This window comes from Bacteroidia bacterium (genome assembly GCA_039924845.1).
Taxonomy (GTDB): Bacteria; Bacteroidota; Bacteroidia; order DATLTG01; family DATLTG01; genus DATLTG01.
Genome location: JBDTAC010000008.1, coordinates 1 through 11,293, shown reverse-complemented (window position 1 = coordinate 11,293; position 11,293 = coordinate 1). Strand labels below are relative to the sequence as shown.

Genomic DNA, 11,293 nt, shown 5'->3' with positions numbered 1-11,293 from the left:
AAAATTAGAAAGTATCTTTAGAAAAAAAAAATTGAGCATGCAAAAAACGGTTCTTATTATTTGTAGAAATCATTTGGCAAAAGCCCCACGTTTTATAATGGAAGTAAATGCCTTAAAAAGCCAATATACTATTCTTGCTGCCGGACTTTCCGGAGATACAAGCAAAAACGCTTCGTATCAATTTATTGATATTCGCAATTCTATAAAAAAACCTCAAAATATCAATATTACTTTTCATCATCATTGGATTAGCCCTTTCCGAAAAATAGTTTCGCTTTTTATTCATCTTTTTTTTAATAGTTCGATGAACTATGAAAAAAAAATAATGGATTACGAATTTAATTTATTAAAAAAAAACAAGTTCGAATTAGTAATTGTTCACCATTTAAGCGCATTGCCTTTGGCAATTAAATTAGCTGCATTTAAAAAAGTAAAAGTAATTTTTAATGCGCATGAATACTATCCGAGAGAATTTGAAGACAGTGCCAACTGGATAAAATTTGAGCAGCCCGGATATTTAAAAATTTGTGAAGAATACCTCTCCAAGATAAGTGCCCTGTTTGTAGTATGTAAAAGCATCGGAGAAGAATACGAAAAACAATTTGGGGTGAAATCAGTAGTGGTAAAAAATTCAAAACCCTTTCAGCAAATCCTGCCGAGTCAAGTTACTGGAGATAAAATACGTATTATCCATCACGGTGCAGCTATCCGTTCAAGAGGATTAGAAGTGATGGTACAAATGATGGATTTCTTACCTTCGAATTTTGAATTGTATTTGATGTTAATGGAAACAGATTTGAATTATTATAAAGAATTGAAAACCTTAGCTGCTACATATAAAAATATTTATTTTGTACCTACAGTAAGTACAAATAACATAGCAAACGAAATTAACAAATATGATATTGGTTGTTTTGTATTGCAACCGAATAATTTTAATTATTTGAATGCCTTGCCCAATAAGTTGTTTGAGTTTATTCAAGCTCGATTAGCACTTGCTATCAGTCCTTCGCCCGAAATGGCAGCTATTGTTAAACAATATGATTTAGGAGTAGTAGCAAAAGAGTTTACTGCCGAAAGTATGGCAGAAGAACTAAAAAAAATAAGCGTTGAAAAAATAATGTATTATAAAAATCAATGTCACAAATATGCACAGGAATTGAGCTCAGAGGAAGATGAAAAAATAATTTCCGAAACCGTTAATGAATTATTGATAAAGCAAGATTAAAACAAAGCGCAAATAGATATTTTACATGAAAAGTATTTTATACGTTTACCTTGCAGACATAGAGTCAAGTTCGGGAATTACGAATAAAGTAAACGGAATATGTGAAGCATTCGAGAAAAATAGTTTTTCGTGGATGCTATTTACGTTGAGCTCGAAAGCTGAAAAGATCGGATTGGTTTCTAAAAACAAATATGTTTTGCCGTCCAGTTATTTCGAAAAAAAAACTGAATTATATTCCGAGTTGGATAAATTTATAAAAAGTCAAACTGTTTTTGATATTTATTTTCTTCGCTATCCTTTTGCAAGCAAGGAGTTGTTCTATTTTATGGAAAAAAATCCATTCAAGGTTATTATCGAACACAATACAAAAGAAATTTCTGAAATTAGATTCAGTAATTCGAACTCCTGGATAAAAAAATTTAAAATACGCCCTACGCCCAGCTACGTAAAGCTTTTAATAGATGTATATTGGAAACCGTTGTTTACAGAATATTATTACGGGAAAAAAATTTTAGGACTTGCAAAAATGGGCGTTGCCGTTACGCAAGAAATTGCGAAATACGAAATGAGTAGGAATAAATCATATAAGTGCGTTCTGTTATCAAATGGGGTTGATGTTAAAAGAGTGCCTTTTTATAAAAGAGTTTTGAAAGAAGGCGAAGTAGTTAACATTATAATGTTGGTCAGCTCAAGTAGTAATTGGCACGGAGTAGATTTAATCGTAAAATCATTCAATAAATACAAAAACAATACGATTCACTTGTATTTAATTGGTAAAATTTCTGAAAAAGACCAACAGGAAATTTCGCTCAATCGGAATATAACATCAACGGGGTTTTTGACCTCGTCTGAATTTGATATTTATTTAAAAAGCGCACATCTTGGATTGGGATCTTTCGGGATCTTTCGAAAAAAATTAAAAGAAGCAACCACCTTGAAAGTGCGTGAATATTTGGCTTCTGGATTACCTGTTTTTTTAGGACATATTGATTCTGACATTGAACAGTCCGAAGAATTAAAGAAATACGCGCGATGTATGGATATAGAAAAAGCGGACATTGATTGGAATACTGTTTATAAATGGGCAGTTACCTTGTATAAAGAAGAAGATATCAATGAAAAAATCAGAAATATAGCATTTGAACAACTTGATTTTGGACATTACGTAAATGTATTAAAGTCGCTCTAATTTCAGTCTATTAACATGTCAACAGGAAATAAATTAGTGCTTTTTACCAACAGTTATCCATACGGAAACGGAGAACAGTTTTTAGAAACAGAAATTAATTATTTAAGCGAAGCATTTTCGAAAATTTATATTTATCCATTGGCTTTTGATAGCCAAATTCCCCGAGTAATCCCTCAAAATGCAAAAGTTGTAAAGTTTGAGTTGTATAATTCACACAAAAGAGTAAAAACGCTTTTAAGAAATTTCTTATTCGTGAATAGAATTTTTGTGGTTCAATTTTTTGCAACGAAACACAAGTGGATTTATATAAAAAAATGGAAAACCTTATTGTTTTATTTGTTGGATAGATTAAATGATTCCGAATTATTGAAAAAGGAATTAAAAAAATACGATGAAAATTCGGTGCTTTATAGTTATTGGTTTAATACCTGGGCTAATTGCTTGTCGCTTCTAAAAGTGAAAGATAAACTTCCATTTGTTGTGCGAATTCATGGCAATGATTACGATGAAATTCAACAGAAATCAGGCTTTTTCCCTTTTAGGGAATTTTTCTATAAACAAAACTTGAATATCGTTGCGGTTTCTAACTACGGACTAAATTATTTGAAAACCAATTTCAATACCTCCACCGTATTAAACAGGTTAGGAATTCCTGATCATGGAACAAATAAAACGGAATCTGATAAGCAGCCGTTTGTTATTGTTTCTTGCAATTTTATTCTACCAATCAAACGAGTAGAATTAATTATAGATATAATATCAAAACTTGCAACTCCGGTTAAATGGATTCACTTCGGAAACGGAGAATTGGAGTACGAATTAGAAATTAAAAATTATGCAAAGCTGAAATTGCAAAATACACCTTTTGAATTTAGAGGATATACGCCCAATTCTGAAATAATAGCTTTTTATAAAAATAACTCGGTAGCCTTTTTTATATCTATGAGTGAAGTAGAAGGAGGTAATCCGGTATCAATAATGGAAGCGATTAGTTTTGGAATCCCAGCGATAGGTTGTAATGCCGGTGGTGTATCAGAAATAGTAACCGCACAAACCGGATTTTTATTTGATAAGGATGTAGATACGAAAGAGGTGGCGAGAATATTAGATAATTATTTTAATTTCCCTGAAGTAGAAAAAAATAAATTAAGAAATAGCTCAAAAGAATTTTGGAACCAATATTTTAATGCAGAGATAAATTACAAAAAATTTATTTCAACCCTAAAAAGCCCTTCAAAAAAATAATTTTTCGAATGCTTACATCCGCGAATGATTTGTATTTTTACAGCGATAGCGAAAGACAAAACAATTTCGAAACCCGCAAAAGCTATAGAGGAGATGCCTTTGATGAAACAATACAATGCCATTAAAGCAGCTCAAATTTTAGGAATTGTTACTGAGGATGATAATTTTGTAAGGCAATAAATGTATTAATTTCTAATCCGATGTGTGGCATAGCAGGAATAAATCAGTTAGACAATTCTCAGGTAAGTACTGAATCATTAAAGAAAATGACGGATGCTATTGTGCATCGCGGACCTGACGGGGAAGGTCATTGGGTAAATGCAAGTGCCAAAATAGGTTTTGGACACCGGCGCTTGTCTATTATTGATCTTTCGGAAGGAGGACATCAGCCGATGCATTATGCCGATGGACGTTATACCATAACCTTTAATGGAGAGATTTATAATTACCTGGAAATACGAGAAGAGCTAAAAATCAAAGGCTATCAATTTACATCGGATAGTGATACCGAGGTTTTGTTAGCTTTATTTGATCTTAAAAAAGAATTGTGCTTACAGGATTTAGATGGGATGTTTGCCTTTGCTATATGGGATGAAAAAGAGCAAACGCTGTTTTGTGCCAGAGATCGTTTTGGAGAAAAACCATTTCACTATTATATAGATGAGCAACGCTTTGTGTTTGCTTCTGAAATAAAACAATTTTGGACTTTGGGTATTGAGAAAATACTGGATGAAGGGCGTTTATCTGAATTTATACAAAACGGCTCGATTGAAAATGCCGAAAATGTAACAGAAACCTTTTATACGAAAATAAAAAAATTAGATGCGGCTCATTATTTAATTCTAAGTAAAGGTGGTTCTTTACAAATACATAAATATTGGGATATTGATTTAAACACCAAACCCTTTATAGGTAGTATTGAGCAGGCTGCTGAAAAATTTCTGGAACTGTTAACAGAATCTATCCGTTTGCGTTTACGATCAGATGTTCCGGTTGGCTCCAGCCTTTCCGGCGGATTAGATTCTTCCAGTATTGTAATGCTTATTGATGCCTTAAAAGGAAAAGAATTAAAACAGAATACTTTTTCGGCTCGCTTTAAAAACTTTGCCAAAGATGAAGGAGAACATATTGAGGCAGTTGTAAAAGCCTGTAAAAATGTAGATGTGCATTATACCTGGCCCGATAAAGACTATTTTGAAAAAGTATTTGATAAGGTTACTTTTCATCAGGACGAACCGTATGGCTCTGCCAGTATTGTTGCCCAGTATGCCGTTATGGAATTGGCTAACAAAAACAATGTTACCGTGTTATTAGACGGGCAAGGAGCTGATGAAGAACTGGCTGGCTATATTTTTTATTACCGCGATTACCTCAACCAGTTGTTTTATAATAAGCCTTCGTTGTACGCAACCGAGCACAAAGCCTATAAGAAATATCATGGACAGGCTTATCCTTATATTCCTTTATCAAATAACGAAACCTTACGTATGAAAGTAGGACGCTATAAAAAAAGAATCTTAAAGCAGGAAATGCCTTACAAGAATCAACTGAATATCCATTTAAAGAATAGCACTACTAAAACAGGATTGAAGGAATTGCTTCGCTATGCAGATCGTAACTCCATGGCACAATCGCGCGAAGTACGTTTGCCATTTTTAAGCCATAAACTGGTAGAGTTTGTATTTAGCTTACCCGATAGTTATAAAATAAATAATGGCTGGACCAAGTTTGTTCTGCGTAAAGCTATGGCTCCTATTCTTCCTTCCTCTATTTGTTGGCGAGTGGATAAGATAGGTTATGAGCCACCCCAAAAAAGATGGATAGAGTCTGATAAATTTAAAAGTGAAATTATACAAGCAGCTAAAACCTTAGGCATTAAAAAGTTGAATGAAGAAGATGCGAAAAGTGTATTTACACAAGAGTGGAGATTATTAATGGCATCTAAATATATATAGTGGTTTTATAATGGACTGTTGGAATTTGTTGTCTCACTTCCTGATAGTTTTAAATTGAAGGACGGCTGAGCTAAATTCATCATGCGTACGGCAATAAACAATATATTACCACATGATGTTTGTTGGCGAAAAGAGTAAACAGGTTATGAACCTCCTGAAAGTGAAAGGTTGAATAACAAGGATATAAAGGAAATGATTGCTGCAACTGTAACCGATTGGCAATTTTTAATGCTGAATAACCTGTTCTAAATAATATTACTAAAGAATGAGTTTATTGATTGTTTCTTTTTATTTCCCGCCTTATAAAGGAGTTGGCGGAAGGCGGTGGGCTAAGCATGTTAAATCGTTAAGCAAGCTTGGTTTAAAAATATATGTGTTGGCTGGCGATTTTCAGGGGCAATCATCTCCATGGGATAAAGACATTAAACCATATCAGGATAGTATATATCGCATACCCATTACCCCTGTCAAATCTCCTTATTATAAACGCACTTTACCAAAAAATTTTATCGAAAAACTGGTTTGGAAAAGCTCCCAACTATACGGAAAGTACAAGGAAAATAGGGTAAATGGTAATTTTGGAGATATTTCCAGTGATTATGAACGTTTGTTTTTTCAATTTGCGGCTAAACTTATACAAGAGAAAAATATTGATCAGTTGATTATCAGTGGCGGTCCCTTTCGATATACTGCGATGATTATTGACTTGAAGCGTATTTTCCCAAATTTGAGTATCATTCTTGATTACCGAGATTATTGGGAAGATGGCTTTCATATATTATCTGAAAAACAGCAGAAATATGAGAAAGAAATCCAGCAAACTGTTTTACAAAATGCAGATCATGTAATTACTGTAAATGATGAAATGGCTAATTACTTCAAAACAACATTTAAAAAAGATTCAGTATATGTGTTGCCCCATTGTTTTGATCCAGATGATATATTGGAAAAAACAGAACAAGGATGGACAAAAGAAAGTGCTATTCCTTCAGAATTGAAATTTATATATGGTGGTGCTTTATACAATGAAATAGGAGATTATATTTCCGTTTTCCTTGATTTTTTAAGCGCTTTAAAGAAAAGGAATCATCCTGTAATAGCAGATATTTATGTGCCTTACAGGAACTACCAAACGCTTTTTGATCAATCTGAAATAAAATGCAATGTATCCGATTTTATACCTGTTGAAGAATTTTTTGTCGAAATGAATAATCATAATTATGTCATTCTTTTTCGTCCGAATTGGAGTGCTAATGCAATGTCCTCTAAGTTTTTTGAGCTTATCGCATTTAGAAAGCCCATATTATATTTTGGTCCACAAGGCGAAGTTGCTGATTTTATTCATAAGCACGCATTGGGTTGGCATGTTACCAAGAAGAATTTTGATGAAACAATTCGTCAATTTTTATTAAACCTTGAAACAAGAAAGATACCCAATAAAGGATATGATCTTTCTACACATACATTTGATTACCAAACGAAATTATTTGTTGATGAGTTAAAGATATTATAACTTCTGAAGTTTTAAAAAAATATTATTCCTACCGATTCTTCAACTGTAATTTACGATCAACAAACTTTAAATTTTTTAGGAAAGCTTCCCTTTTTTAAAATAGTTTTCCTGTCTTACTGGGAAGAAAATTACACTGTAAAAACAAATTATGCAGATTTAGCACTTCTATTCGAAGCGTAAATTATCCTCTTCAAAAAAATAATTTTTCGAAGACCTACATCCGCGAATGATTTGTATTTTTACAGCGATGGCGAAAGACAACACAATCCCGAAACCTGCAAAAGCAATCGAGGAAACGCCTTTGATGAAACAATACAATACCATCAAAGCGAAATATCCGGACGCACTTTTGTTGTTTCGCGTGGGCGATTTTTACGAAACTTTTTCTTCGGATGCTATTAAAGCAGCGCAAATTTTAGGAATTGTTTTAACGCGCAGAGCCAATGGTGTTGGCACTTTTATCGAGCTCGCCGGATTTCCACATCATTCTTTAGATACGTATTTACCAAAATTGGTGCGCGCCGGACACCGCGTTGCCATTTGCGATCAGCTCGAAGATCCCAAGCAAACAAAAACAATTGTGAAAAGAGGCGTTACCGAATTGGTAACTCCCGGCGTTTCGTACAACGATAAAATTTTAGAACACAAAGCAAATAATTTTTTAGCCTGCGTACATTTTGAAGAAAAAAAAGCGGGCGTTTCTTTCTTGGATATTTCTACCGGCGAATTTTTTATTGCGCAGGGAACACCTGAATACATTGATAAATTATTGAGAAGTTTTAAGCCAAGCGAAATTCTTTTTCAGAAAAATAAAAAGAAATTCTTTTATGAATTGTTTGGTGAAAAAATTTATCACTACGGATTAGAAGATTGGATTTTTACCACCGAATTTGCCAACGACTTATTGTTGAAACACTTCGATACCAAATCACTCAAAGGTTTTGGAATCGAGAAAATGGACATGGGAATTATTGCCGCTGGCGCTGCTTTGCACTATTTATCAGATACGCAGCACGATAAAGTGAAACACATTCTTCGCATTGCGCGCATTGAAGAAGACAGTTATGTGTGGCTCGATCGGTTCACCATGAGGAATTTAGAATTGTTTGGATCGGCAAACGAAAACGCAAAAACGCTGATTGATGTGATGGATCAAACCGTTTCACCAATGGGTTCGCGCTTGCTGAAACGCTGGCTGGCATTACCGCTCAAAAATAAAATTAGTATCGAAGAACGTTTGGATGCGGTGCATTATTTTTTGAAAGAAAAAGAAGCCTCTGAAAAAATAATTTTTCAACTGCGTCCGATTGGAGATTTGGAACGTTTGATTTCGAAAGTGGCTGTTGGGCGTATTTTACCACGCGAAGTAGTGCAGCTAAAGCGTGCGCTGACTGCGATTGAACCGATAAAAGAAATCTGCGCGACATCCGGAAATAATCAACTCCAAAAAATTGCGGAGCAACTAAATCCTTGTACACTTATAAGAGATAAAATTGAAAAAGAAATTTCTCCCGAGCCTCCCGTTCTCATCAACAAAGGCAATGTAATTGCGGAAGGCGTGAATGCAGAATTGGATGATTTGCGAAAAATTGCTTTTTCTGGAAAAGATTATTTACTGCAAATTCAACAACGTGAAATTGAAAACACGGGAATTAATTCCTTGAAAATTGCCTTCAACGGTATTTTCGGATATTATTTAGAAGTAACCAATGTGCACAAAGATAAAGTGCCAAACACTTGGATTCGTAAGCAAACATTGGTGAATGCAGAACGTTATGTTACGGAAGAATTAAAACAATACGAAGAAAAAATTTTAGGTGCGGAAGAAAAAATTCTTGGTCTCGAAACAAAATTATACAATGAATTAGTGTTGCATTTGGCAGATTACATCGTCCCGATTCAGCTAAACGCGCAGCTTTTAGCGCAATTGGATTGTTTGTTATCCTTCGCGATCATTGCTCAAAAAAATAATTACGTACGTCCAGAACTCAATGAAAGCAATGTGTTGGACATCAAAGATGGGCGACATCCGGTGATAGAACATCAACTTCCAATCGGAGAAGTATATGTGGCGAATGATGTTTATTTGGACGATGAAACGCAACAAATAATTATGATTACCGGTCCGAATATGTCAGGGAAATCAGCCTTATTACGCCAAACTGCATTAATTGTATTGATGGCGCAAATGGGAAGTTTTGTGCCCGCAAAACACGCACACATTGGTTTGATTGATAAAATTTTTACACGCGTAGGTGCATCCGATAATATTTCTTCGGGCGAATCTACTTTTATGGTGGAGATGAATGAAACCGCCAGTATTCTCAATAATATTTCTGGAAAAAGTTTGATTTTGTTGGATGAAATTGGTCGCGGAACCAGCACGTACGACGGAATTTCGATTGCTTGGGCAATTGCCGAATTTATTCACGAACATCCTTCCGCGAAAGCGAAAACCTTGTTCGCCACGCATTATCATGAGTTAAACGACATGACAGATTCTTTTAAACGGATAAAAAACTTCAACGTTTCCGTGAAAGAAATCAATAATAAAATATTGTTCCTCCGCAAATTAATTTCTGGCGGTAGCGAACACAGTTTCGGAATTCACGTAGCGAAAATGGCAGGAATGCCGCGCAAAGTGTTGGACAGAGCGAATGAAATTTTGAAACAATTGGAACAAACACACACACATTCCGAATCGAAGCAAAACGTAAAAATAAAATCTCCGAAAGACGATTTTCAATTGAGCTTTTTCCAACTCAACGATCCTGTTTTACAACAGATAAAAGAGGAACTTCAAAAAACAGAAATCAATACACTTACGCCTGTAGAGGCTTTGATGAAACTGAATGAGATTAAAAAAATGTTGGGGGAATAGTTTTTAGACGATTTTTTTATCTCAAAAAAGTACTTCCGAAAAAATAATTTTTCAACTCTCTTTTTCTTAATTTCTTTTTTCTTGAAAAAAAAGAAACAAAAATTCAAGAAAGCATAATTCCTCACACACAAGCAACACGGCATCGTATGCTTTCATTGCTGGCGCGCGTTCAGAAAATAATTTTTCAAATACTTTTTTTTAATGGCATCTGATTTCGAATAAATTTTTTTGAAATGAAGGCGTGATGAGTTCGGGATTTCCGAGCGTGCGAGGAAATCACCCGACGAATAGCCTTCAGGAAGCTAAAATGAAATGAGAAATCAAAGCCTTGAATTTTTCTTTGTTTCTTTCATTTGCTTCAAGACAAAAGAAAGAAAAATGAAGCTGTTTTTTCTCTTCAAAAAAATAATTTTTCAAAATTTGATTTTTTAATTACTTTTGTCATCCTAAATTACGCGAAAGTAGCTCAGTTGGTAGAGCGCGACCTTGCCAAGGTCGAGGTCGCCGGTTCGAACCCGGTCTTTCGCTCCAAATTTTGAAACCCTCTCTCGGAGAGGGATTTTTATTACAGAGGAGAATGTGTGGAAGGCTTTTGCACATTAATACGCTTCCGAAAACGTTCGGAAATGCCCAGGTGGTGGAATTGGTAGACACGCAGGACTTAAAATCCTGTGATCATTGCGATCGTATCGGTTCAAGTCCGATCCCGGGTACTAAGCCGGACAAATTTTTAAAGAAAATTTGTCCGGCTTTTTTAATCGCTATATCTGCACATTTTCAAATCTGCAAATTATTTTTCAAATTAATTCGTTACAGTTACAGCACCAGTGCTGGCATTAAAAGTGGTGGTGTAGGCTTTTAATCCGATAGTTGAATAGCCCGAATTTACGGATCCGTTATATAAATTGTAAGTGGAAGAACAATCTAAACAAATAGCCGTTCCGTTATTTTGTACTTGCACTACGCCATTACCATCTGTAATATTATAAGTGCAGGTTCTATCATAAGCTACAATTGTATTGGCATCTTTGCGATAAAGCAAAATTCCGCGATAACCTCCCGTTAAGGTAAGCGTTCCGCCAACTGTTTCCAGTGATTTGTATAATAAATTACCAGTATTAATACTAATGTTTACTGCTACATAAGGAACTGCGCTACTTGTTGAAGTATCAGTTGAAGGATCTGTTCCTTTGCTGCAGGAATTGTTTAAAAACAAAGACAACAGCATAAAAATTCCGATTAGTTTTTTCATGTGATTTATTTTTTACCTGTTTAAAAAACT

At 34.6% G+C, this 11,293-nt stretch carries 8 protein-coding genes and 2 tRNA genes; 9 read left to right on the top strand and 1 reads right to left on the bottom strand.

Annotated features, from left to right (window positions below; genetic code table 11):
* The first annotated feature begins 37 nt into the window (after positions 1–37).
* The 9 genes from ABIZ51_01195 (at position 38) to ABIZ51_01155 (ending at position 10,724) form a co-directional block, all read left to right on the top strand.
* Positions 38–1,228 (top strand): hypothetical protein, encoded by a 1,191-nt coding sequence (locus ABIZ51_01195; protein MEO7087389.1) that lies wholly within the window; start codon positions 38–40, stop codon positions 1,226–1,228.
* Between the two features lie 25 nt (positions 1,229–1,253).
* Complete coding sequence (locus ABIZ51_01190; GenBank protein ID MEO7087388.1) at positions 1,254–2,417, top strand: hypothetical protein; 1,164 nt, start codon at positions 1,254–1,256, stop codon at positions 2,415–2,417.
* Positions 2,418–2,432: 15 nt separating this feature from the next.
* Complete coding sequence (locus ABIZ51_01185; protein MEO7087387.1) at positions 2,433–3,662, top strand: glycosyltransferase; 1,230 nt, start codon at positions 2,433–2,435, stop codon at positions 3,660–3,662.
* Between the two features lie 24 nt (positions 3,663–3,686).
* The gene (locus ABIZ51_01180) at positions 3,687–3,842 is read left to right on the top strand and encodes a hypothetical protein (protein MEO7087386.1); all 156 of its coding nucleotides are present in this window, start codon (positions 3,687–3,689) and stop codon (positions 3,840–3,842) included.
* Positions 3,843–3,862: 20 nt separating this feature from the next.
* Positions 3,863–5,617: an asparagine synthase (glutamine-hydrolyzing) gene (gene asnB / locus ABIZ51_01175; protein MEO7087385.1), complete on the top strand. Its 1,755-nt coding sequence runs from the start codon at positions 3,863–3,865 to the stop codon at positions 5,615–5,617.
* A 265-nt stretch (positions 5,618–5,882) separates the two neighbouring features.
* Positions 5,883–7,130, top strand: a complete 1,248-nt coding sequence (locus ABIZ51_01170) for a hypothetical protein (protein ID MEO7087384.1) — start codon at positions 5,883–5,885, stop codon at positions 7,128–7,130.
* A gap of 247 nt (positions 7,131–7,377) precedes the next feature.
* Entirely contained in the window at positions 7,378–10,011 is a 2,634-nt protein-coding gene (gene mutS, locus ABIZ51_01165) for a DNA mismatch repair protein MutS (protein ID MEO7087383.1), read from the top strand.
* 455 nt (positions 10,012–10,466) lie between these two features.
* Positions 10,467–10,542 (top strand) — tRNA-Gly (locus tag ABIZ51_01160).
* 97 nt (positions 10,543–10,639) lie between these two features.
* Positions 10,640–10,724, top strand: a tRNA-Leu gene (locus ABIZ51_01155).
* A gap of 89 nt (positions 10,725–10,813) precedes the next feature.
* Here the strand turns inward: ABIZ51_01155 and ABIZ51_01150 are convergent.
* The gene (locus ABIZ51_01150; GenBank protein ID MEO7087382.1) at positions 10,814–11,263 is read right to left on the bottom strand and encodes a hypothetical protein; all 450 of its coding nucleotides are present in this window, start codon (positions 11,261–11,263) and stop codon (positions 10,814–10,816) included.
* Positions 11,264–11,293: the final 30 nt, after the last annotated feature.

Coding starts and splice junctions, on each gene's coding strand:
- ABIZ51_01195 (MEO7087389.1), top strand. CDS start 38: ATGCAAAAAACGGTTCTTATTATTTGTAGAAATCATTTGGCAAAAGCC.
- ABIZ51_01190 (MEO7087388.1), top strand. CDS start 1,254: ATGAAAAGTATTTTATACGTTTACCTTGCAGACATAGAGTCAAGTTCG.
- ABIZ51_01185 (MEO7087387.1), top strand. CDS start 2,433: ATGTCAACAGGAAATAAATTAGTGCTTTTTACCAACAGTTATCCATAC.
- ABIZ51_01180 (MEO7087386.1), top strand. CDS start 3,687: ATGATTTGTATTTTTACAGCGATAGCGAAAGACAAAACAATTTCGAAA.
- asnB (MEO7087385.1), top strand. CDS start 3,863: ATGTGTGGCATAGCAGGAATAAATCAGTTAGACAATTCTCAGGTAAGT.
- ABIZ51_01170 (MEO7087384.1), top strand. CDS start 5,883: ATGAGTTTATTGATTGTTTCTTTTTATTTCCCGCCTTATAAAGGAGTT.
- mutS (MEO7087383.1), top strand. CDS start 7,378: ATGGCGAAAGACAACACAATCCCGAAACCTGCAAAAGCAATCGAGGAA.
- ABIZ51_01150 (MEO7087382.1), bottom strand. CDS start 11,263: ATGAAAAAACTAATCGGAATTTTTATGCTGTTGTCTTTGTTTTTAAAC.